Genomic DNA, 21992 nt, shown 5'->3' with positions numbered 1-21992 from the left:
CGAACAACTCCAGCCTATGTGGCGATTATTCGTTCGCCTTGCTCAACTACGACGCGTTTCGCTTCGCGAGGCTTCTCCTCTTTGGGTTGCGGTGATCATAGACGTTCGCTGTCTCGGAAGTGTGCTTTAACCGGGCCTGAAACATGCGCGATACCGAACATATGGTTTAACGCGATCATTTAGCAATTTCATCAGTGACGTCTCCTGCAAGGCGGAACGGATGCGGCGTCAAGACCATTGCTTCGGCTCATCTATTGTTGACGGGCGGACACTGGTGCGCACTGATGTGCTGTTTCCTGGAATCGAGTGCGTGGTGTGGCGTGAGACGATGCGACCGGGAGCCCCCAGACGTCTGGGCGACGGTGTGGGGCGAGCGATTTCTTTGCGAATTGGACATGTGCGAATTGCTTTCGGCTGGGCGCGGACGACCTTTCCTATCTATGGACTTGCTGCGGGCGCGAGGAGGTTGCACGCGCGGAGCGCGAGTCGCAGTTGCAACAAATCGTTGAGGATCAAGCCCATGTCAACGAAGAGCGGGCACGGACAGGGCGCGCAGCGACGCATCCAGGTACTGGTTGGCACAATCGTATTCATTCTAATTGTGACTGCCGGGTGGATCATTCACCAGACTCGGACGGTCGCACGCCAGACTTCCCTGGCGTTGGCGTCGGCCGCGACCACGGCGAACGACGCGGGAAATTATGACCGCGCAATGCGCTTCGCGATGCTGGCGATGGGCAACGGTTGGCTCTCGCCGGGATCGGCAGAAGCAGAGCTCGAGCTTATGCGTGGCGCGCAAGCATCAGTGCAGATTGCGTTGCTCGGCGGCCATCAGAATGCGGTTGATTCCGCCGTCTTCAGCCCGGACGGTAAGCGGGTGGTGACCGCGTCCTGGGATGGGACAGCGCGGGTGTGGGACCTGGCCACCGGTAAACAGATTGTGCAGCTCAGTGGCCATCAGAATCTGGTCTATTCTGCCGCCTTCAGCCCGGACGGCCAGCGGGTGGTGACTGCGTCCGCGGACAGGACCGCGCGGGTATGGGACGCGGCTACGGGCAACCAGATTGCGCAGCTCAGCGGGCATCAGGATCTGGTTTACTCCGCAGCCTTCAGCCCGCACGGCCGGCGCGTGGTGACTGCGTCCGCGGACAGGACCGCGCGGGTGTGGGACGCGGCTACGGGCAAACAGATTGCGCAGCTCAGCGGGCATCAGAAACCGGTTTTCTCCGCCGCCTTCAGCCCCGACGGCCGGCGCGTGGTGACCGCGTCCGCGGACAGGACCGCGCGGGTGTGGAATGCGGCGACCGGCCACCTGATCGCACAGCTCACCGGGCATCGGGAACCGGTAAGCTCCGCGGTCTTCAGCCCGGACGGCCGGCGCGTGGTGACCGCGTCCGATGACAAGATCGCGCGGGTGTGGGATGCGGCGACCGGCCAGGTGATCGCGCAGCTCATAGGGCATCGGGGACCGGTTTTCTCCGCCGCCTTCAGCCCGGACGGCCAGCGCGTGGCGACAGCGTCCGATGACAACACCGCGCGGGTGTGGAACGCGGCGACCGGCCAGGCGATCGTGCAGCTCACTGGACATCGCGGACCGGTGAGCGCCGCCGCCTTTAGCCCGGACGGCCAGCGCGTGGTGACCGTGTCCGATGACAAGACCGCGCGGGTGTGGGATGCGGCGACCGGCCAGGTGATCGTGCAGTTCACCGGACACGAGGGGCCGGTGAATTCCGCCGCCTTCAGCCCGGACGGTCAGCGGGTGGTGACTGCGTCCCGTGACAGGACCGCGCGCGCATGGGACGCGGCGATGGGCATCTTGCTGCTCAGAGGGCATCAAGGGTCAGTTATTTCCGCCGCCTTCAGCGCGGACGGCCAACGGGTGGTGACCGCGTCCCGTGATAGGACCGCGCGGGTGTGGGACGCGGCCACCGGCAAACAGATCGCGCAGCTCAGCGGGCACCAGGATCTGGTTTATTCCGCCGCCTTCAGCCCGGACGGTCGGCGCGCGGTGACCGCGTCCGCCGATGGGACCGCGCGGGTGTGGGACGCAGCCACAGGCAAACAGATCTTGCTCCTCAGCGGTCATCAGGGCCCGGTTGATTCCGCCGCCTTCAGCCCGGACAGCCAGCGGGTGGTGACCGTGTCGTGGGACGGGACCGCGCGGGCGTGGGACGCGGCCACCGGCAAACAGATCTTGCTCCTCGGCGGGCATCAGGGCCCGGTTGATTCCGTCGCCTACAGCCCGGACGGCCAGCGGGTGGTGACCGCGTCCAGGGACAGGACCGCGCGGGTGTGGGACGCGAGCACGGGCAAACAGATCGCGCAGCTCAGCGGGCACCAGGATCTTGTTTATTCCGCCGCCTTCAGCCCGGACGGTCGGCGAGCGGTGACCGCGTCCGCGGACAGGACCGCGCGGGTGTGGGACGCGGCCACAGGCAAACAGATCGCCCAGCTCGGTGGGCATCAGGGACCGGTTTTCTCTGCCGCCTTCAGCCCGGACGGCCAGCGCGTGGTGACCGCGTCCGCGGACGGGACCGCGCGGGTGTGGGACGCGGCGACCGGCGAGGTGATCGCGAAGCTCACCGGACATCAGGGACCGGTTTTCTCCGCCGCCTTCAGCCCGGACGGCCAGCGCGTGGTGACCGCGTCCGCGGACGGGACCGCGCGGGTGTGGGACGCGGCGACCGGTGAGGTGATCGCGAAGCTCACCGGACATCAGGGACCGGTTTTCTCCGCCGCCTTCAGCCCGGACGGCCAGCGGGTGGTAACTGCGTCCGCGGATCAGACCGCGCGGGTGTGGCCTATCCGATGGCTCATGCAGAAGCGAGGTCAGAGCCTGGCTAAAGCCGTGTGTAGGGAAAGGCTCGTGGGAGCAAACCTGCTCACAACCGAGGATGAAGCTGCTCTTTCTCTCGTACGCGGGCGCCGGGGCGAAAACGTATGTGGATCGTAACTCGCCGAACGGTCGGAGCGAGCTGCAACGATACGTTTGGCCAGCGCGACCAATTGCTTTCCGATCTTCCTGACCAGCTCTCACATCGAAGTCCGCGGACGTGAGCAGGTCCATCGCCTACTCGTAGGTCCGCTCATGTTTTCCTCTGCACCGAGAGCCGCTCATCCGGCGTTCATTGTGTTGCATCGACCGGTTGAATCCGCCCAATCTACGTCGGTCAGTCGCTGTTGCTGCTGAAGTCGTCGTACCGCGCCGAATGGGGGTTCCCGGGCGGCAGTATCCGGGACCCGAACTGCGGCTCGATAATCGCGAGATCGTCGCCGCGCATCTGGCGTCGCCGGAGCAATTGCCTGGCTTCGCCGTGACAGGCGCGGTCGCTGCGTATCTCGGCAGGGATGTCCGCGGCTAGTCGAACCGTTTTTCTTGCATGACCGTTGGAGTCCGCGTGACGCTGCGCGAGGCGCGGGCCTTCCAGGCATCGGGGTTACAGCCCCACGGTTTGTAACGCTTCCTGATTCGCTAGCATGGCATCGATAAGAGCGCGAGCCTTGCGATCGACGCACGCGAGAGCAACACTTTCCGACTCGTAGGTAATGGCATCGGCTAAGTCACCGGTGACGTGCTGTTTTCGTGTCCTTCTACGCAACGACCACGTGACGCGATATGTCAGCGCGATTCCATCGGACAAACGGGCTGTCCGCGGCTCCATGTGCGCTTCGATGACGAATCCGCGATAACGCCCGACAATGTGATGTTTCATTGATTGACTTCACGGTCTTTCGCCTTCATCGCTCGCCTCTCAATGCACGACGCCAAAGAACAGAATTGCGCCTTCGGCCGGCGTCAGGCCCGCCTTGAAGTAGCCTTCGAGCCGGTCGGCTGTCGCTTCGTCGAGCGTGAAGGGCGGATGGACGTAGCCTACGGCGAATGCATGGTCGTACCAGTCGTTGAGCCACGCGCGCAGTTCGATCACGTCCTGCGGCAGTGTGTTCGAAGCATCGTCGTACATGAGCGTTTCCCCGGCTGGCTGAACGATCAGGCCGCCATGCGGCCTATCCCCATTTCCGGACGGCGCTGGCCCGGCGGAAACACGTGCCATGCGCCGTCGGCATGGCGAAAGAAGAAGAGTGAAAACGCCCCGGTCGGCAGATCGATTTGAATGCACACCCGGCATGTTCCACCCGAGCGCGAGCGGTTCAGCAGACGCACGCGCGCTCCTCGGCCCCCCGTCGGGCCAACGAGTTTTTCGACCTGAGAACGCAGCGATCTGTTGCCCGCCATGATTTTCCCCGCGATGCACGATGATTCGATGCTATGGCGATCGGTGCGTGCGTCCAATCGGCACCGGCCGGAATGTCGTTTCAGGAATCACTGGTTTCAACCGTCAGGACTTCCTGAACCGGAGCAGCATATAGAACGGCATTTAAGCGTCCCTGCCCATCTGCGGGGGCTTTCGCCATGAATGACACTAAGGATTTCCTGACACGCGAATCAGGAAGTCACACCCTGATTTTCCAGCGTGCGCTGAATGCGACACACATTCTGCTCGTAGATGATGAGCCATCGAAATGCAATGTCGAATTGATGCAACATGATCGGCTATCTATCGGAACGGGAAAACGTCATCGAGCAAATCGACGTGATATGTCTGCGACTGTTCGACACCTGGTGCGAGACGCGCAGCGTGACATCGCTTGCGTATTTGATGCACTGCTGGCCGTTGATAGACGGCACGACCAACGCGCTCAGGCGCCTGGGCGAAACCATGCGCGAGTTGCGGCGCAATCACGCGGAGCAGATCGACGAGTATGACTTTCGCGCGCTGTGCGAGGTGGCCGACCTCATCGACGAACTGACCTTGCCGCGCACGGTCCGACTGATCGCGGTGGCGGGCGAGGTGTCGCACTAGCGAACGGCAACGCCGGCCAGGCGCGCAACTGCTTACAGGCACGCATGCGGCGGCTGTGAGGCCACGGGGCGCGCCGTTTCATCGGACGTTTGAAACCCGGAGCGGGCGTGATGGACCAGGCGCCGGCATCGAGTGCAGAATAGGACAACTACAACGGCGGCACTGGCGGGGATATATGGCGCTCGACATTTTCGACGCATGGTGGAGCGGAATCCTGCAACCCGCTGAGCGGTATCTCGAAGGGAACACCGCATCATGAGCCATCTCGCCGCTCCGGTCGCGTATACGGGCACGATTCTGATCGTCGACGATACGCCGGGGAATCTCGGCGTGGTTGTCGACAGTCTCGAGGCGCGCGGCATTCGCGTGCTGGTGGCGCTCGACGGTATCGAAGCGTTGGAGCGCGCAGCCTTCTCGCAGCCCGATGTGATCCTGCTCGACGTGAAGATGCCGGGCATCGACGGTTTCGAGACCTGTCGGCGCCTCAAGCGCGATGAGCGCACGCGCGATATCGCCGTCATATTCATGACCTCGCTGATGGACAACGAGGACCGCGTCGAAGGTTTTCTGGTGGGCGGTGTCGATTATGTGACCAAGCCATTGCGCGTCGATGAGATGGTCGCGCGCGTTGGCGTGCACCTCGAGCTGCGGCTGATGCACAAGCAGGTTCTCGCGCAGAACCGGCAACTGCTGGCGGAAGTCGCCGTGCGCAAGGAAACGGAGGCCGCGCTATCGCAAGCGCGCGACGATCTGGAGCGACGTGTCGCATTGCGCACCGAAGAGCTGGCGCGCGCCAACGCCAACTTGCGGGCGCAGATCGACGAGCGGCGGCGCGCGGACGCGCGCCTGCAGGCAAGCGAGGCTCGCTTTCGCGCGATTGTCGAAACGAGTCCGGTGCCGCTATGCATCACCTCGATACCGGATGGGCACATCCTGTACACGAACCCGCCGCTGCGCGAACTCTTCGGCATGGACGAAGGCTTGGCCGCCAATATCGCGGATTTCTACGCCGAGCGGGGCGAGCGCGAGCGTCTGATCGAACATCTGCGGACCAAGGGTGGCTTGCGCAACACGGAAGTACAGTTCCGGCGCCAGGACGGTACCCGGTTCTGGGCGATGGCGACGGCGCGCGCCGCGACTTACGACGATTCTCCCGCGATCTATGTGGGCCTGAATGACATTACGGGGCGCAAGCAGATGGAACAGGAACTCGTCGAATCGCGCGAGCAGCAGCGCGAACTGTCCGCGTACATGGAGGCGATTCGCGAGGAGGAGAGAAAGCGCATTGCGATGGAAATTCACGACGAGTTGGGGCAATTGCTGACCGCGCTCAAGATGGACGTGTCTCTGCTCAAAATGCGCATCGCGCACGACGCGGAAGCGACAAAAAAAGCCGACGATATGCGCCAACTGGTCGAAGGCACGATCTCGATGGTGCGCAATGTCGCGAGCCACCTGCGGCCCGCGGCGCTTAACTTCGGCATCGTGTCTGCGCTCGAATGGCTTGTCGACGAGTTCAACCGCCGCAATGCGATTGCTTGTGAATTGCGCATCGAAGGCGGCGAACCCACACTGTCCGACGCCCACGCGACGGCCCTGTTCCGCATTGCCCAGGCTTCGCTGACGAACGTCGCGCGTCATGCCGCCGCCAAACGTGTCGAGGTGACGCTTGTTTCGACGGCTGCACAGCTCTTGCTGCATGTGCGTGACGACGGATGCGGCTTCGATCAGCAAGTGGTGAGTCGCAACTATTCATATGGCCTGCTCGGCATGAACGAGCGCGCGCGGCTGATCGGCGGATCGCTTTCGATCGACAGCTCGCCGGGCGCGGGCACCATGGTTTCGATTCATATTCCGCTCGATGGCGGAGCTCGAACATGATCAGGATACTCATTGCGGACGATCATGCGATAGTCCGTGGCGGACTCAGACAGATCATCGCGACCACGAGCGATATCGTCGTTGCGGCGGAAGCGGCGCAAGGAGCGGAAGTGATCGACAAGCTGCGCTCGTGCGCGCTCGATCTTCTATTGCTCGACATGACGATGCCCGGCATCAGCGGCGTCGCTCTGATCCGCAGGATACGGGCGGAACATCCTTCGTTGCCGGTGCTGGTGCTGAGCATTCACGACGAGGCCCAGGTCGCGTCTCGCGCGCTGCGCGCGGGAGCAACGGGATATCTGACCAAGGACAGTGACCCGGAGGTGCTGCTCGCGGCAATCCGCAAGCTCGCGGACGGCGGCCGTTTCATCGATCCGAAGCTCGTCGATGCGATGGTGTTCGATACACAGCGCGGCGACGTCCCGCCGCATGAAGTACTGTCGGACCGCGAATTCCAGGTCCTGCAGATGCTCGCGGCAGGCAGGAGCATCAATGAAATTGCCCTGGCATGTGCCCTCAGCGCGAAAACGATCAGTACACACAAGATGCGGCTGATGCAGAAACTCGGGCTTTCCAACAACGCTGAGGTGATCCGGTACGCGATCCGGCACGGAATGATCGTCGAGTAGAAAACGAAGGATGATGCGGTTCGCGTTCTGAGGCGCGAATCACCGCAGCAGCCTCCTTTCCAGATATTGCTCGACGAAGCTGAGGATCGCCTTGGACCGGTAAGCCTTCGCCAACCGGCAAAGGTGGTCTGCGAAGGGTCGATAGCGCTCGTCGAGCTCGCTCAAGTGTTGGGCGTGTTGCACGATGGCACGCATGTCGCCGAGTCGCGCCAGGTAGTGCAGCGCTTCGATCTCCCCCTGCGGCGGTGCCATCAAGGGCGCGGTAAAAAGAGCGGCAGCGGGTACAGCCGTGTGGTCCGCGCCAGTGACTTGCGCCTTGCTCGCTTTGTCGATCCACTCGACATTCAGGAGCGACGCGACATGGGACAATAGCCGGCCGAAATCGATCGGTTTGGCAAGAAAAGCGTTTGCGCCGGCCGCGAGACTGTGCGCCGCATCGGTCCCCGAGGCGCTTGCGGAGACTGCGACGATGGGCAGATCCCGGAACTCGGGCATCTGGCGCAGGCGGCGCGTGGCTTCGAGCCCGTCCATCCCGGGCATGACCACATCCATCAGGACAAGCGCAGGATGCAGGGAGCGGGTTTTCTCCAGAGCTTCGGATCCGTTGCCAGCCTCCGCCATGTCGAATCCGAGCGGCCCCAGCATATCGACCATCACGGCACGGTTCTCCGCCACGTCATCCGCGACCAGGATAGCCTTGCGCGGCCCCTTGTAACCGCTCACGATCCGTCCGGACGCGGCGACAGCCGCCGGGGGCGCCACCACCTGGACATCCAGTTCGATCGAGAAGACGCTGCCAATATCTCGACGACTCTCGATATGGATGTCGCCGCCCATCAGGCGTACGAGTTGCCGGCTGATGGCGAGCCCCAGCCCCGTGCCGCCAAAGCGGTGCCGGTCGTCGCTCACCTGCTCGAAAGGCCTGAAGATTTCCTCCTGGCGCCCTTCATCTATCCCGATGCCGGTGTCCTGCACTTTGAAACATAGTCGCGCGGGCGGCGTAAAAGCGACGCTCAGATGCACGCTCCCCTGCTCGGTAAATCTGATCGCATTGGAAAGCAGGTTGAGCAGCGCCTGACGCAGCCGTATTTCGTCAACCCGGACAGCCGCGGGCAGATCGGGCGGCATCTCGCAATCGAAGGCGAGGCCCTTTTCCGTTGCCTTGACCCGCATCGTCTCGGCGACAAAGCAGACGAACTGTTCGAGCGGAACGTCGGAAAGATTGAGTTCCATTCTTCCAGCTTCGATCTTGGCTATATCCAGGATGTCGTCGATGAGCATCAGCAGGTGTTCGCCGCTGCGCTGGATGACTGCGAGTCCGTCGATCTGGCGTTGATCGAGAGTCGTGTCGCGTGTGAGGATCTGCGCGTATCCAAGAATCGCGTTGAGCGGCGTACGCAGTTCGTGGCTCATGTGCGCGAGAAAGTCACTTTTTGCCTGGTTGGCCGTATCTGCATGTTCCTTGGCCACGGCGAGTTCCGCTGTCCGTTCGCGGATCATGTCTTCGAGGTGCTCGCGATAGCGCCGCAATTCCGCTTCGGCATGCTTGTGATCCGTGATGTCGCGTGAGATGCCGAGCAGGAACTGCGGCACGCCGCGCACATCGGCGATCGGGATCTTCATCGTGTGCACCAGGCGCACGCCATGTCGCGTATGAACCGGCTCTTCCGGTATGTCGATCATGTGATGCGACTCCAGCACGGCCCGATCCTTGAGCGCGAAGAATTCAGCCTCCTCCGCGGGAAACAGATCGTGGACGGACCGGCCGAGGAGCTCCTCGCGCCGGTCGCCGAGAAGTTGCTCCGCCGCCTTGTTGCAGCGCACGAAGCGCAAGGTCGCGGCCTCCTTGACGAAGATCGCGTCCGGGATATTTTCGATGATGCTGTTAAGAAAGTTCTCGCTTTCCCGGACGGCATCTTCGGCGTGCTGACGTTCGGCGATCTCGGCCGCCTGACCCGCAAGCGCCGCACTGAGTTCGGCCGTGCGCTGTGCGACGCGCGCCTCGAGTCCGGCGTTGAGCTCCTTCAACGCATCCTCGGCCTGGCGGCGCTGGCGTCGGTCTTCAAGGAACTGCTCGACTGCGCGCGCCATATCGGCAATCTCGTCGCCGCCGTGCACGGGGACTCCGGCTTGCGTGCTCCCGGCATCGCCGTGCCGCAGAAAGTGACTGACGCGGCGCAGGCGCGCCACGACATGGCGCCCGAGGAATTCGCGGGCGATTAGCCAGGTGAGCAGCAGGCTCACCGCGACTCCACCCGCCACCCATTTGCGTGTGCGGTCTGCGCGAACGGCCAGATCCTGGACTGCTTCGCGGTAGTCGCGCGTCAAATAATCGGACTGCCGTTGCGCCGCGACGGCCAGAGCCTCGGCCGCGCCGCGCAGGTCCTTGTCGAGGCTGGTCAGCGACACGCCCGGCCGCTGCCCATCCGCCGGCGCACCCCGCGGGCCGAGCGCGGTCTCGCGCACCTGTGCCTCGATGTTGGCGATGTTGCGAAAGCGCTGGCTCGACCGATAAAGCGTCAGCGCGTCGACCCCTGGGTCGTCGCTTGCGCTCGCGGAGGCCAGGCGGTCAACCAGGCGGTCGAAGGATGCCAGCTGTTCGAGCACATGCCGATGGGTCTCGTGCACGGCATCGATCGTATCGTCGCGAGACAACTGCAACGCGAGGCGTTCGATCGTCAGCGTGTGCTGTACCAGATCCTGCGCATCCGCGAGGCGCGTGAGCCGCTCTTCGGCCAGCTGACGGATCGATTGGGCCGAACCGGTCAACGAGTAAATCGTCGTGGCTCCGACGACGACCACCAGCGCGGCCAGGCACGAAACAACGAGCGCAAATTGAGCGGTGAGCGATTGTGGGAAGGGCAGTTTCACGGTCGTTGCCAGATCTGACGATAAATGTCGCGATAGCCGTTGTCAGGGTCGTAGAGTAGACGATCGCCGCCGTCCGCGGCGACGTTGTCCGCCGTCACGAGATGCACCGGCGTCACGTAACCCGTGACGCCAACGCCCGCGAAGAGTCGGTTCATTTCGTCGACCAGTTGCCAGCCGTGCAGATTCAGGGGTTCGGCTACGGTGCCGGTCTGGAACGTGCCGGTGCGGATGCGCAGGAAGGCGGACTCGCTGCCGTCGCCAGCCGACAGCATGATCATTGCAGCGTTCGGCATTCCGGCCTGGGTCAACACCGGGGCGGCGTAGTCGAAGTAGATGTCGTTGATCGCCAGCGCACAGTTCCAGCGCGGGCCGTAACGCGCGAGCAGGGCGCGTGTCGTCCCCGGCACCAGTTCCCGGCTGCGCGAAATCGCCACGTCGCGCACTTCAAGCAGGGTACAGCCACTGCACGCGCGAACGACGGCAGCCATTTCATCCGCCTTGCCTTGCGCAATTCGGAAATTGGAATCGGTGAAGATGACGACGCCCGCATGCCCGCCGGACTGCACGATGGCCGCCAGCGCGGTCACGCGCGCGACCTCGAGCGGATCCGTCGCCACGTTCATCGCCACGGGCGTGCCGGGCACCGGTCCGGCCCGGGCCGCGACATGCCAGCCGACGATCGGGATGTTGTTCTCGGCAAACGGCCGCAGCGCGGGGAGCAGCGCACGTGCGTCGCCGCCGGCGAGGATCAGACCGTCGGGGTGGCTTGCCAGCGCATTCGCGAGCATCTTCAGACGCAGGTCGGCCACACCCGCGGAATCGAAGATCCTCACGCGCCAGCCGATCACCTCGGCCGCCTCAAGCACACCATCGACCACACCGATGATGCCGCCGTTGCGTAAATCCTCGGCGACGACCGCGATGTGTTTTCCAGATTGCGCGGGTGGCCCGTTGCGTGGCCCGTTCCAGGGTGCAGCGGGTCGCGAAGCGGCGTCGACCACTCGCCTGGCCAGGGCCAGGAAGTCCGTCGCGGCGGCCGGGGCTCCGGGCGCAGGGCCAGGCGATAAATCCTGCGCCGCCGCGGCCAGCAGCACACACGCGCAAGCCAACGCCAGAAGGAAGCCCTTCATGCTGTTCCCCCCATGGGCTCCGCCGAGGTCGATTGGGGTTGCCCAAAGCCGCTCGCGGATGACCTTTTTAGCAGGATATTACAAGCCGATTCCCACGTGTCATCGGTCATGCGCTGGCGCAGATCGGATCAAGCGTGGTCGGCACTCAACTGCAATGGTCTGATGGTCAGTGTTTGCCACGATTGCGCAATCAACCGTTCATCGATCGCAAGCCATAGAGTTTCTCGACTGCAAGCAGGTACGACAGCATGACGACTGGCAGTGTCGTTGTGTTGGCATTGCCGACGGAGTACGAGACACCGAGATTGTCGAGCGAGATCAGCGCGGCTGTACAGCACCGAAGGCTCGCTTTCGCGGGGCGACCTCAGGTGTTACATCATCTCGGGTTTCGCCAGCCGGGTGCCATCGCTAAAGCGCGTCAATCGATATGGCTGTGTCTCGATCCCTGTCGCGTCGTCCGTCACGATGCGGCTAACCAGCATGCCGGCTCCCGGTCCCAGCCCGAATCCATGACCGCTGAACCCCGAAGCGATCACAAGGCCCGGCTTGCCCTCCACGCGTGACATCACCGGCACCAGATCGGGCATCGTGTCGATCGCGCCTGCCCACGCATGGGCGATACGCAATCCAGACAGTTCCGGAAAGACCGTCGCAACGTTTTGTAGTGCACGGGTCGGCCACTCGGCATCGGGCATGGGATTGAGAACCCGCGTCACCTCGAACGGAGAGATGTCGTCGTTGCGCCAGTCCGCACTTCCTTCGGGGCCGCCGAAGAAAGGTTGCGCGATCCGGAATTTGAGCTTCTTGTTGAGTTTGCTGCGGAACATCTGGCGAAACTTGACCGCGTGCCGCAGGTTCTGTGGCGCGATCTCCATGCGTCCATAGCCCGGCACCGCGATCGTGTAGCCGCCGTCCAGCCGCCGCCGCATCGCGAAGTTCGGGCCGGAGAAGCACCCGTCTATCACGGCCGGCGCTTCCGCCGTGCGCAGCGCGGTGCCGATCACATTGACCGCCGGCAGATCGATCCCATGGTGCCGGCAGAACAGGGCGCTCCACGCGCCACCGGCCAGCACGACGCTGCTCGCGCCAATCCGGCCGCGCTCGGTCCATACGCCGGAGATTCGACCCGCGCTGCTATCGAGTCCGCGAACCGCACAGGTCTGATGCACGCGCGCGCCGAGTCGTTGCGCGCCTCTTGCGATGGCGGCCGCTGCTCGCGACGGCTCCGCGCGTCCATCGGAATGCGACCACACGCCGCCCGCCCACTTCGCCCGACTATGCGGAACGCGCGCGGCCAGTTCTCGAGCCGACAGCAGCTGACTGTCGAAGCCGAGCGCGCGCGCCTTGCCGAGCCATGCTTCCCACTGGGCGACGTCGGCAGACTGCTCGCTTCCGTACAGAATGCCGCTGCGCCGAAAACCGATGTCCTCGCCGAGTTCGTCGCTCAACTCGCCCCAACGCTTCAGGCTCTGCATCGCGAGCGGCAACTCGTAAAGGTCGCGGTTCTGCTGACGCACCCAACCCCAGTTGCGCCCCGACTGCTCCGCGCCAATGATGCCTTTTTCGAGCAGCACGACCGATACGCCGCGCCGTGCCAGCGCGTAAGCGGTGCTGACGCCGATAATGCCGCCGCCGATCACGGCTACGTCGCAGCGATCGGGGAACCCCTCGCTATTCGGGACTTCGTCGATTCTTAGCATGTTTGAGCAACCATGATTGACATGAGCAGCCGGATACCGGGTGCGTCGCTGTCAGAAGATCACATAGATCTTCCGCAGCGTTTCATCGATGTTCCAGAGTCCTTCCGTGTTGGCTTGGAAAAATAGCGTATCGCCGGCGGCGAAGCGGACCGTGTCTTCTCCGTCGGGTGTGAAGGTGCCGCTGCCCTTGATGAAATGCATCACCTCCGCCTGCTTGACGGAGCGCCTATAGGCGCCGGGCGAGCACTCGAACACGCCGGTATCGATTGCTTCGTGACCGGGAATGACGTACTGGCGTCCCGATACGCGCGACGGTTCGGTACCGGGCAGGCCCGCGGTTCCCCAATCCTCCAGTGCGGAGACTTCCGCGGCTTGCCTGATCTGCTGAACCTTCATTGCGCTGTTTCCTGTTGTCGTGAGCGGAGGTCGATACGTCGTTCGATCCGGCCTAGCCGGACCACGGTGACGCCGGCGCGCAACTGGCGCAGCGAGGGCATCACCAGCATGCAGTCATCGTACGGAGTCGAGACTGGCTGACCGTCGGACCATGCGATCACGGTGCCGGCCTTGTCGAACGTCTCGAGGCCGGTATAAGGACCCGCGAAACGGAAATCCATGCTCCTGGCGACGACCGGTTCGGTCACGCGCACGATGCGCATTTCGTCGGGCAATGGCGCGATCCAGCCGGGCGGCAGGTCGGCTGCGTCGACGATGCCCGACAGCAACAGAAAGCGCGCGGTGCAGTCGCGCGCAACCGTCACCGCGCTGGCTTCCCAGTGCTGGCCGCATTCGATCAACAGGGCATTCTTCGGACTCGTGTCGTCGCCGAAGCCCTCGTAGTCGCGCATCCGGCGGCCTTCGGGATGGCCTTCGTCCTGAATCACGGTGGCGGGCGTGCCGAGTCGCTCGGCCAGTTCGGCTCCCTTGCGCAGCGGCCCCGCGACGATCAGCGGCGCGCTTTTTTCATGCATCGAATGCAGGTCGAGCAGCAGATCCACTGTGTCGATCACCGGCCGCATCGCGCGCGCACGATCGAGTTCCGACGAGCGGGCCGCCAGATCGTCGAGCTTCGCGGCGGTCCAGACGCGGTTGAAGTCCTGATCGACGAAACGCGCTTTGTCTGGTGTCGCGGGATCGAACCGCGCATACGCGGCGACGTTCGCGAACGACAGCGTGAGCTTGCCGCGGCGCGGGCGCAGGCCGCTGCGCAACAATGCGTCGACGGTGATCGCGCCGCACACTTCGTTGCCATGCGTGAGCGCATTGATCATCACGTGCGGCCCGGCCTGGCCGGAGTCGAACGAGTGCACGTATGCGATGCCGGTATTGCCGTCGGCGTGCGCCGAGAGGTCCGGAAATGCGACTTCGATCGGATAGGCTTCCATGTTTACTCCAGACCTCCCTGACACAGATACTTGATCGACAGATAGTCATCGAGACCATACTTCGATCCTTCGCGACCGTAGCCGGATTCCTTCACACCGCCGAACGGCGCCGCTTCTGAAGCGAGCGCGCCTTCGTTGATACCGACGATGCCAGCTTCCAGCGCGCGCGAGACACGCTCGATACGGCGCATGTTCTCGCTATAGAAGTACGAGGCGAGCCCGAACGGCGTGTCGTTGGCGGCCTGCACCGCTTCCTGCTCGCTGTCGAATGGGAACAGCGGCACGACCGGGCCGAAGGTTTCCTCGCCGCACAACACCATCGACGACGTGGCGTTACCCAGCACCGTGGGCGCGTAATAGTGCGGTCCCAGCTCGGTGAGCCGGCGTCCGCCCGTCAGCACGAGCGCGCCGTTCTCGAGCGCGTCCTCGACATGACGAGCGATCTTGTCCACAGCGCGCTCATTGATCATGGGCCCGATCTGCGAGGCGGGGTCACTGGCGGGTCCGACCCGCAGTTCGGCCACTTTCGCGCACAGCAGCGCGGAGAAACCTTCGTATACGCCGCGCTGCACGAAGACGCGGTTCGGACACACGCAGGTCTGCCCGCCATTGCGGAATTTCGCGGCCAGCAGGCCATTGACCGCGGCATCGAGGTCGGCGTCGTCGAATACGATGAACGGCGCATTGCCGCCGAGTTCCAGCGAGAGCTTCTTCAGCGTGCCCGCCGATTCGCGCGCGAGATGCTTGCCGACGGGCGTCGATCCGGTGAACGTGATCTTGCGGACACGGCTGTCGGCGAGCCAGTCGCCGACCGTCTCGGCCGCCGCCGCACGCGAAGCCGAGATCAGGTTGAGCACGCCGTTCGGCACGCCCGCCTCGTGCGCCAGCATCACCAGTGCGATCGCGGTGAGCGGCGTGTCTTCCGCGGGTTTCGCGACCACCGTGCAGCCCGCGGCGAGCGCGGGTGCGATCTTGCGCGCGATCATCGCCAGCGGAAAATTCCAGGGCGTGATGGCGGCGACGACCCCGATCGGTTCCTTGACTGCGCTCATGCGTTTGCCGCGCTGCTGCTGCGGAATCAGGTCGCCGTAGATGCGGGTGGCTTCGTCGGCGAACCACGCGACGTACGACGCGCCATAGTTCACCTCGGCGCGTCCTTCGGCGAGCGGCTTGCCTTGTTCGAGTGAGATCAACGCACCGAGGGCATCGCGATTCGCGACGATCAACGCGTGCCAGCGGTGCAGTACTGCCGCGCGCTCGCTGGCCAGCCTCGCGCGCCACGCGGGCAGCGCTTTAGCGGCGGCGTCCGTGGCCGCTCGCGCGTCGCTGGGGCCGCTGTCGGCAACGTCCGCGATCAGCTTGCCGGTCGCCGGATCGGTGACCGCAAAACGCCGACCGCTCGCGGCGGCGACCCACTCGCCGTTGATGAAGTTCTCCGTGCGGATCAGCGCGCGGGCCTGTTGTTCGAGATTCGTGCTCATATGAGCTCTCCGTGCCGGTTGGCATGCGATGGCAGAGCGCCCGACGCGCGCCGGGCAGTCAGTGCTGCCTGCTCTGTGAGTGATCAGGACGGGTTGGCGACCTGAGCCGCGATCGCCGCGCCGACCTCCGTGGTCGATGCGCTGCCGCCCAGGTCGCCCGTGCGCGGGCCTTCCTTCAGCACCCGCGTGATCGCGGCGACGATGGTGTCGTGCGCATCGCGCTCGACACCCGCGCCGTTGCCGAGAAAGTCGAGCATCATCGCGGCCGACCAGATCATCGCGACCGGATTGGCAATGCCCTTGCCGGCGATGTCGGGCGCCGAGCCATGCACCGGCTCGAACAGCGACGGAAAGCGCCGATCGGGATTCAGGTTGCCCGACGGCGCGATGCCGATCGTCCCCGTGCACGCCGGCCCGAGATCGGAAAGGATGTCGCCGAACAGGTTCGATGCGACCACCACGTCGAAGCGATCCGGGTTCAGCACGAAGCGCGCGCAGAGGATGTCGATGTGCTGACGGTCCATCTTCACATCGGGGTAGCGGGCGGCCATTTCATCGGCGCGGGCGTCCCACCACGGCATGCTGATCGCGATACCGTTGCTCTTCGTTGCCACCGTGAGTTTTTTCGCTCGACGCCGTGCAAGGTCGAACGCGAACTTCATCACGCGCTCGGTGCCGTGGCGCGTGAAGATCGACTGCTGCATCACGACTTCGCGCTCGGTGCCCTCGAACATCGTGCCACCCACCGACGAATACTCGCCTTCGGTGTTTTCGCGCACGATCATGAAGTCGATATCGCCCGGCTTGCGGTTGGCGAGCGGGCAGGGTACGCCTTCGAACAGCCGCGCGGGTCGCAGGTTCACGTACTGGTCGAATTCGCGGCGGAACTTCAGGAGCGAGCCCCACAGCGAAATATGGTCGGGCACCTTGTCGGGCCAGCCGACCGCGCCGAACAGAATCGCATCGCAATCCTGCAGTTGCGCCTTCCAGTTGTCGGGCATCATCTGGCCGTGTTGCGCGTAGTAGTCGCACGACGCCCATTCGATATGGCGGTAGTCGATGCCGATGTCGAAGCGTTTGCATGCGGCGTCCAGCACGCGCAGGCCTTCGGGCATCACTTCGGTGCCGATGCCGTCGCCGGGAATCACGGCAATGCGGTATTTGCGGGTCATACATCTCTCTCCTTGCCGTGATCGCGCGCCGTCTGCCGACGCCGCGCGGATGGCGAAATGGGGTTGCGTTCGGAGGTCGGGCCGCGTATGGGTATCAGTAGCCGCGCGTCCGGTCGATCAAGCCGTTCATTCGCTCGCCGCTGCGATAGCGGCGCAGGTTTTCCAGTATCGCATCGACGGCCGGTTCGGGCCGCGTCGCGCTTGCGATATGCGGCGTGATGCGCACGCGCGGTTGCGCCCACAGCGGATGGTCGGCGGGCAACGGCTCCGGGTCGGTGACATCGAGCACCGCACTGTGAATCTGCCCGCGTTGCAGCGCGTCGAGCAGGTCGGCGCTGACGAGTTGCGGTCCGCGGCCGACGTGAACCAGCGACGCGCCTCGCGGCAGCATGTCGAATACCCGCCGGCAGAGCAGGCCGCGCGTCGCGTCCGTGAGCGGCAGCAAACAGATCAGGATGTCGGCACGCGCAAGCAACTCGTCGAGCCCGGCCTCGCCCGCATAGCAGTCGATCCCTTCGAGCGCATGCTTCGAGCGGCTCCAGCCCGCGCAGGCGAAGCCGAACAGCCGCACACGCTCCAGTACCGCGCGGCCAAGCATGCCGAGGCCGAGCACGCCGATTCGACGCGACGCGGCGGCGCGCAACGGCATCGGCTGCCAGACGCGCGCCCGCTGCTGCAACCCGTAATCGAACAGATCGCGGTGAATCGCCAGCACCGCCTCGGTGACATATTCGACCATGCCTTCGACGATGCCCGGCTCGAGCATCCGCACTACCGGCAGATGCGCCGGAATCTGCGACAGATCCAGTTGATCGACTCCCGCGCCGACCGAAAACACCACTTCGAGATTCGGCAGCGTGAGCGCGAGGTCTCCCGGTTGCCACGCGACCAGATAGCGCACGGCCGTGGGATCGCCGAGGTCCGGCCACACCCGGAACGGCACGTCGGGCGCGAGCTGCGCGAAGCGCTCGGCCCATAGCGCTCCACGCGCCGGATCGGCTTTGTAGAGGACGGTCATTGGCGCTTACGCCATCGCCTGATTGATGATGCCGAACGCGCGACAGCCCGGGTCCGGGGCCACCTCGCGCAAGTCGGCGGGCGCGTTGCGCACCATCTTTTCGACCGAATCGACGCGCGACATGCCGACATGGGTCAACCAGTCGTTGATGCCGGCGTCGTCCGGCACGTCGATCCGCACGAAGTCGCCGGCGTGCTGCGCGAGCCAGTACGAAATCAGTGCGCGGGCACGCAGATCGTCGGACCCATGCTGCGCGACCACCGGTCCAACCGAGTAACCGCGTCCGAACGGACGGAACAGCGAGAAACCGACCACTTCGCCGTCACGTTCGAGAACCACGGCTTGTGCGAACCCGAGCAGCGCCGGTATCGTCGCGCTGCGGTCGAAGCCGCTCGCGCGCGACGCGAGTTCGATCAGCTTCGGCGTGTCGTCCGGCCTCGCGGCACGCAACTGTTCGCCGGGCGGCGGCGCGACAGCGGCCACGCTGCCGAGCGTGCCCTGATGCTGGGTGAGTCCGCCGCAACTGACGAAGCCGAGCTTTTCGTAAAGCGGCTTGCCCGCGACCGTTGCGTGCAGGAAGGTCACGCGGTTGCCCAGTTCTTCGAGCACCAGTTCCATCAGCCTGCGGCCAATGCCACGGCCCTGTTCGTCCGGCGAGACGATCACGAGGCCGAGCGTGCCGCGGTCCGCGCCGAATTTCCAGCAGAGCGCGGTGCCGATCACGGCGCCATTGTCTTCGGCGACGAAGCCGGTGCCGGCGTCGTACATGAAGCGCCAGTCATCGGCGCGGTGCGGCCAGCGCACCGCAACCGAGAGGCCGTGCGCGGCGGCGATGTCTTCGGCAGTGAAGCGGCGATAGGTCAGTGATTTCTTCACGGTTGATTCGGACACTTCAAACTCCTGCTGGCGGCATGATCAGCCTAAACTGTGGCATTCCCGGTGCCTGCTTCATAGGACGATCTTTTTGTTATTCGGCCGGTGTGTGGTCGGGTCTGCTTCACGGCGGCAGCGACGCGCCACGCAATTGCACAGGTATTTTGGCGTTCACCCCGCGGGTGCTATATTCAATATAATGATGAAAAATTGAGCGGGCGTTCATTGTAACGAGGCGGCTGGCGCCTCATCGGATGCGACCGTGCGCGCCCAGCACAACAACCGCACCGGCGGCACATAGGCAGCCGGGCGCATCGTCATCAACGGGAAACACATGCAGCGAACAGAACTCAGCAAGAAGCGCGCGGCCGACCCGGTTCACGGCAACGTCGGCGCTCGTCTGCGCGCGCTGCGCGTCGCGCAGGGTCTGTCCATTAACGAACTGGCGATGCGCGCGGGCGTGTCGGTCGGCACCGTCAGTCAGGTCGAGCGCAACAAGGCCAATCCGTCGGTGCGTATTCTCGAGCGCCTGCGCCAAGCGTTGGAGGTTCCGCTGACCGCGCTCCTCGAAGAAGACGACGCGGTCTCGGACCCGATCACCGGCGATTTCGTGCGCAAGGCGGCCGAGCGGCCGCTGTTCGAAGTTGGCAAGAACGGCATGCAGAAAGAATTGCTGTCGCCGCATGGCGATCACGATTTGCAGATGATGATCATCATGCTGCCGGCCGGCTCCGGTTCCGAAGAAGTGCTGGTAGGCATTGGCGAGAAGGCGGGCCTGGTGCTGGAAGGCACGGTCGTGCTGAATGTCGGCGACCGGCGCTCCGAACTGCGCGCTGGAGACAGCTTCCAGTTCAAGAGCACGGTGCCGCATAGCGTGCGTAACGAAAGCAGGAAGACTGCTCGTTTGCTGTGGATCATGAACACGCAGCCGCCCGTCATTCATCTTTGATCTGTTTGTTGTTCCGGAGCCGCATGTCGTGCGGCATGCGGCGCTGTCCTCCCTCTCTTTTCCTCGCTCGCTCTGACGCGTCGCGTCCGGTTCGCACGGACGGCGGCTGACGTCAACGCCTTTCTTTCTCTCATTCACTTTTCGGTTTTGCGTTGCACGACGGCACGGGCGTGTCGCGTCGCCTCGCTCGTGCGCGCCCCAGCCGTGCGGGATTGCGGTCCGTGCCCACCCGTGCGGCGGTGTGCTCTGCGAGGCGGGCAATGTATCGCAGCGCACAACGAACTTTTCACACAGTTTATTTTTGACCACTAGTATTTCATTTGGTGTTCATTAAAATGAACTTCATCCGATGTTCGTTCATTCGGCGGTCGCGATGGCGAACAGCAGTGCCGAGTGGTGCCGCAGTCATCAGTGCGTAAGCGCACGCGGCACCACACACTTGAACCTACTGATCAGGCCGGACATGTCCACTCCGTCACTCGATTTCGATCCTTCAGCCGTGCCGTTGCCGCAGGGGCATTTCATTGGCGGTGCGTACCATTCGGCGGGCGAAGCACAGATCGCCGTTCATCGGCCGTCGGACGGCGCGCTGCTTGGCCATGTGCCGGACGCGTCGGATGCCACCGTCGATCACGCAGTCAGCAATGCGCTAGCGGCATGGAAGACGAGCGGCTGGGGCACCCGCTCTCCGCGCGAGCGCGCGAAGGTGCTGAGCCGCTGGGCCGATCTGATCGAGCGCGATGCGGTGAACCTCGCCCAACTCGAAACGGTCAGCTCGACGCGTCCGGTGACGGAAAGCTATACGTCAGATGTGCCGTTCACCGCGGAGGCGATCCGCTTCTTCGCGGAGCTGGCCGACAAGCTCGGTGGCGATATCGCGGCCACGCGCCGCGACAGTCTCGGTTTTGTTGCATCGGAGCCGTACGGTGTGATCGGTGCGATTACACCGTGGAATTTTCCGCTGTCGATGTGTTCATGGAAGTGCGGTCCCGCGCTCGCGGCGGGCAACGCGGTCGTGATGAAAGCGTCGGAAATGACGCCGTTCTCGACGCTGCGTCTCGCGGAACTCGCCATCGAAGCCGGCATTCCTCCGGGCATCTTCAACGTGGTGAATGGCCGTGGAGCGACGGCGGGCGCCGCGCTGACGCGTCACCCAGGCATCTCGAAGATGAGCTTCACCGGTTCGACCCGCACGGGCGCCGCGATCATGAGCGACGCCGCGATGCACGGCACCAAGCCCGTCACGCTGGAACTCGGCGGCAAGAGCCCGCAACTGGTGTTCGAACATGTGCGGGACCTCGAGTATACGGCGCGCTGTGTCGCCCGCGGCTTTACGGCCAACGGCGGCCAGGCCTGCGTGGCCGGCACGCGGCTGATCGTGCACGAGCGCATTGCCGAGCCGCTGGTCGCCGCCATTCAACGGCAACTGCAGCCGATCGAGCCCGGCCCGCTGTGGGACAGCCGCACCGCTTATTCGCCGATCATCAATGCCGCCCAGGCGCGACGCATCGAAGCGCTGATCGGGCAGAGCCGCGAGAGCGGCGCGGAAGTGATCTTCGGCGGCGGCTTTTTCGACGGCACCGACAAAGGCTATTTCCACCGCCCGACGCTGCTCGCCAATGTGACTTCAGAGACGCCCGCCGTGCGCGAGGAACTATTCGGCCCGGTGCTGACGGTACAGACATTCGCCGACGAGGAAGAGGGCATCGCGCTCGCCGCGCATCCGATCTACGGTCTCGCGGCGGGGGTCCATAGCAGCGACATCGGTCAGGCGTTGCGGGCGATGCGCCGCATCGCCGCGGGCACCATCTGGATCAACCGTTACGGCCGCAGCGGCGACATGATCATTCCGACGGGCGGCTTCGGCCAGTCCGGTATCGGCAAGGATCTCGGCCGCGAAGCGATGGTGGCGAGCATGCGGCACAAGAGTGTGCTGATCGATTTCGAAACGCTGTGAAGCACGGCTTTACACCGGATATACGCAAGCATCAACCGCACTGATTCAACCCGAAACTGAACCCGAGCCTGCAACCAGGTTCGC

18 protein-coding genes and 1 pseudogene are annotated in these 21992 nt (G+C 64.2%); 7 read left to right on the top strand and 12 right to left on the bottom strand.

Annotated features, from left to right (window positions below):
- Window positions 1-520 precede the first annotated feature (520 nt).
- Both HDG37_RS04365 and HDG37_RS04360 read left to right on the top strand, forming a co-directional pair.
- Complete coding sequence (locus HDG37_RS04365; RefSeq protein ID WP_184044675.1) at window positions 521-2953, top strand: WD40 repeat domain-containing protein; 2433 nt, start codon at window positions 521-523, stop codon at window positions 2951-2953.
- A gap of 206 nt (window positions 2954-3159) precedes the next feature.
- A pseudogene (locus HDG37_RS04360) lies at window positions 3160-3362 on the top strand (NUDIX hydrolase); the annotation flags it as partial.
- Between the two features lie 75 nt (window positions 3363-3437).
- Here the strand turns inward: HDG37_RS04360 and HDG37_RS04355 are convergent.
- The 3 genes from HDG37_RS04355 to HDG37_RS04345 are packed head-to-tail and all read right to left on the bottom strand — an operon-like array spanning window position 3438 to window position 4234.
- Complete coding sequence (locus HDG37_RS04355; RefSeq protein WP_260332744.1) at window positions 3438-3713, bottom strand: hypothetical protein; 276 nt, start codon at window positions 3711-3713, stop codon at window positions 3438-3440.
- A gap of 39 nt (window positions 3714-3752) precedes the next feature.
- Window positions 3753-3962, bottom strand: a complete 210-nt coding sequence (locus HDG37_RS04350) for a hypothetical protein (protein ID WP_018422385.1) — start codon at window positions 3960-3962, stop codon at window positions 3753-3755.
- 26 nt (window positions 3963-3988) lie between these two features.
- Window positions 3989-4234 (bottom strand): hypothetical protein, encoded by a 246-nt coding sequence (locus HDG37_RS04345; protein WP_026226136.1) that lies wholly within the window; start codon window positions 4232-4234, stop codon window positions 3989-3991.
- A 310-nt stretch (window positions 4235-4544) separates the two neighbouring features.
- Here HDG37_RS04345 and HDG37_RS04340 point away from each other — a divergent pair, with 310 nt between their 5' ends.
- The 3 genes from HDG37_RS04340 to HDG37_RS04330 all read left to right on the top strand — a co-directional run bounded on the left by HDG37_RS04340 (window position 4545) and on the right by HDG37_RS04330 (window position 7372).
- The gene (locus HDG37_RS04340; protein WP_184044672.1) at window positions 4545-4862 is read left to right on the top strand and encodes a hypothetical protein; all 318 of its coding nucleotides are present in this window, start codon (window positions 4545-4547) and stop codon (window positions 4860-4862) included.
- 255 nt (window positions 4863-5117) lie between these two features.
- Window positions 5118-6743 carry a response regulator gene (locus HDG37_RS04335; RefSeq protein ID WP_184044670.1) on the top strand — a complete coding sequence of 542 codons (1626 nt, stop codon included), beginning with the start codon at window positions 5118-5120 and terminating at the stop codon, window positions 6741-6743.
- Window positions 6740-7372: a response regulator transcription factor gene (locus HDG37_RS04330; RefSeq protein ID WP_184044668.1), complete on the top strand. Its 633-nt coding sequence runs from the start codon at window positions 6740-6742 to the stop codon at window positions 7370-7372. Before HDG37_RS04335 ends, HDG37_RS04330 begins: the two co-directional genes overlap by 4 nt.
- Before the next feature lie 39 nt (window positions 7373-7411).
- Here HDG37_RS04330 and HDG37_RS04325 read toward each other — a convergent pair whose 3' ends face one another.
- From HDG37_RS04325 to HDG37_RS04285, 9 genes are all read right to left on the bottom strand, one after another.
- Window positions 7412-10243, bottom strand: coding sequence for an ATP-binding protein (locus HDG37_RS04325; RefSeq protein WP_184044666.1), 2832 nt, complete (start codon window positions 10241-10243; stop codon window positions 7412-7414).
- Complete coding sequence (locus HDG37_RS04320; protein ID WP_184044664.1) at window positions 10240-11373, bottom strand: substrate-binding domain-containing protein; 1134 nt, start codon at window positions 11371-11373, stop codon at window positions 10240-10242. The genes HDG37_RS04325 and HDG37_RS04320 overlap by 4 nt, the downstream gene beginning before the upstream one ends.
- Before the next feature lie 371 nt (window positions 11374-11744).
- Window positions 11745-13073 (bottom strand): FAD-binding oxidoreductase, encoded by a 1329-nt coding sequence (locus HDG37_RS04315; RefSeq protein ID WP_184044662.1) that lies wholly within the window; start codon window positions 13071-13073, stop codon window positions 11745-11747.
- 51 nt (window positions 13074-13124) lie between these two features.
- Window positions 13125-13469, bottom strand: coding sequence for a cupin domain-containing protein (locus tag HDG37_RS04310; protein WP_184044659.1), 345 nt, complete (start codon window positions 13467-13469; stop codon window positions 13125-13127).
- Window positions 13466-14458 carry a M14 family metallopeptidase gene (locus HDG37_RS04305; protein WP_184044656.1) on the bottom strand — a complete coding sequence of 331 codons (993 nt, stop codon included), beginning with the start codon at window positions 14456-14458 and terminating at the stop codon, window positions 13466-13468. The genes HDG37_RS04310 and HDG37_RS04305 overlap by 4 nt, the downstream gene beginning before the upstream one ends.
- 2 nt (window positions 14459-14460) lie before the next feature.
- Window positions 14461-15939: an NAD-dependent succinate-semialdehyde dehydrogenase gene (locus tag HDG37_RS04300; RefSeq protein ID WP_184044653.1), complete on the bottom strand. Its 1479-nt coding sequence runs from the start codon at window positions 15937-15939 to the stop codon at window positions 14461-14463.
- An 83-nt stretch (window positions 15940-16022) separates the two neighbouring features.
- A complete protein-coding gene (locus tag HDG37_RS04295; RefSeq protein ID WP_184044650.1) occupies window positions 16023-17111 on the bottom strand; it encodes a tartrate dehydrogenase in 1089 nt (362 codons plus the stop codon).
- A gap of 94 nt (window positions 17112-17205) precedes the next feature.
- Window positions 17206-18129: a glyoxylate/hydroxypyruvate reductase A gene (locus tag HDG37_RS04290; protein ID WP_184044647.1), complete on the bottom strand. Its 924-nt coding sequence runs from the start codon at window positions 18127-18129 to the stop codon at window positions 17206-17208.
- Between the two features lie 6 nt (window positions 18130-18135).
- A complete protein-coding gene (locus HDG37_RS04285) occupies window positions 18136-19020 on the bottom strand; it encodes a GNAT family N-acetyltransferase (RefSeq protein WP_184044644.1) in 885 nt (294 codons plus the stop codon).
- 316 nt (window positions 19021-19336) lie between these two features.
- Between HDG37_RS04285 and HDG37_RS04280 the strand changes: the two genes are divergently transcribed.
- Together HDG37_RS04280 and HDG37_RS04275 are read left to right on the top strand one after the other, a co-directional pair.
- On the top strand, window positions 19337-19951 hold the full coding sequence (locus HDG37_RS04280) for a helix-turn-helix domain-containing protein (RefSeq protein WP_184044641.1): 615 nt from the start codon (window positions 19337-19339) through the stop codon (window positions 19949-19951).
- A 463-nt stretch (window positions 19952-20414) separates the two neighbouring features.
- Entirely contained in the window at window positions 20415-21908 is a 1494-nt protein-coding gene (locus HDG37_RS04275) for an aldehyde dehydrogenase (protein WP_184044638.1), read from the top strand.
- The last annotated feature ends 84 nt before the right edge of the window (window positions 21909-21992 follow it).

Origin of the sequence: Paraburkholderia sp. MM5384-R2 (genome assembly GCF_014201025.1) — a bacterium.
Classification (GTDB): Bacteria; Pseudomonadota; Gammaproteobacteria; order Burkholderiales; family Burkholderiaceae; genus Paraburkholderia; species Paraburkholderia tuberum.
This window is presented reverse-complemented; position numbering and strand designations above follow the sequence as displayed.

What these genes read in the sequence shown, in the direction of transcription:
- HDG37_RS04310 (WP_184044659.1), bottom strand. Translation starts at nt 13,469, where the DNA reads ATGAAGGTTCAGCAGATCAGGCAAGCCGCGGAAGTCTCCGCACTGGAG.
- HDG37_RS04355 (WP_260332744.1), bottom strand. Translation starts at nt 3,713, where the DNA reads ATGAAACATCACATTGTCGGGCGTTATCGCGGATTCGTCATCGAAGCG.
- HDG37_RS04365 (WP_184044675.1), top strand. Translation starts at nt 521, where the DNA reads ATGTCAACGAAGAGCGGGCACGGACAGGGCGCGCAGCGACGCATCCAG.
- HDG37_RS04340 (WP_184044672.1), top strand. Translation starts at nt 4,545, where the DNA reads ATGATCGGCTATCTATCGGAACGGGAAAACGTCATCGAGCAAATCGAC.
- HDG37_RS04350 (WP_018422385.1), bottom strand. Translation starts at nt 3,962, where the DNA reads ATGTACGACGATGCTTCGAACACACTGCCGCAGGACGTGATCGAACTG.
- HDG37_RS04345 (WP_026226136.1), bottom strand. Translation starts at nt 4,234, where the DNA reads ATGGCGGGCAACAGATCGCTGCGTTCTCAGGTCGAAAAACTCGTTGGC.
- HDG37_RS04320 (WP_184044664.1), bottom strand. Translation starts at nt 11,373, where the DNA reads ATGAAGGGCTTCCTTCTGGCGTTGGCTTGCGCGTGTGTGCTGCTGGCC.
- HDG37_RS04275 (WP_184044638.1), top strand. Translation starts at nt 20,415, where the DNA reads ATGTCCACTCCGTCACTCGATTTCGATCCTTCAGCCGTGCCGTTGCCG.
- HDG37_RS04300 (WP_184044653.1), bottom strand. Translation starts at nt 15,939, where the DNA reads ATGAGCACGAATCTCGAACAACAGGCCCGCGCGCTGATCCGCACGGAG.
- HDG37_RS04305 (WP_184044656.1), bottom strand. Translation starts at nt 14,458, where the DNA reads ATGGAAGCCTATCCGATCGAAGTCGCATTTCCGGACCTCTCGGCGCAC.
- HDG37_RS04315 (WP_184044662.1), bottom strand. Translation starts at nt 13,073, where the DNA reads ATGCTAAGAATCGACGAAGTCCCGAATAGCGAGGGGTTCCCCGATCGC.
- HDG37_RS04335 (WP_184044670.1), top strand. Translation starts at nt 5,118, where the DNA reads ATGAGCCATCTCGCCGCTCCGGTCGCGTATACGGGCACGATTCTGATC.
- HDG37_RS04290 (WP_184044647.1), bottom strand. Translation starts at nt 18,129, where the DNA reads ATGACCGTCCTCTACAAAGCCGATCCGGCGCGTGGAGCGCTATGGGCC.
- HDG37_RS04295 (WP_184044650.1), bottom strand. Translation starts at nt 17,111, where the DNA reads ATGACCCGCAAATACCGCATTGCCGTGATTCCCGGCGACGGCATCGGC.
- HDG37_RS04280 (WP_184044641.1), top strand. Translation starts at nt 19,337, where the DNA reads ATGCAGCGAACAGAACTCAGCAAGAAGCGCGCGGCCGACCCGGTTCAC.
- HDG37_RS04330 (WP_184044668.1), top strand. Translation starts at nt 6,740, where the DNA reads ATGATCAGGATACTCATTGCGGACGATCATGCGATAGTCCGTGGCGGA.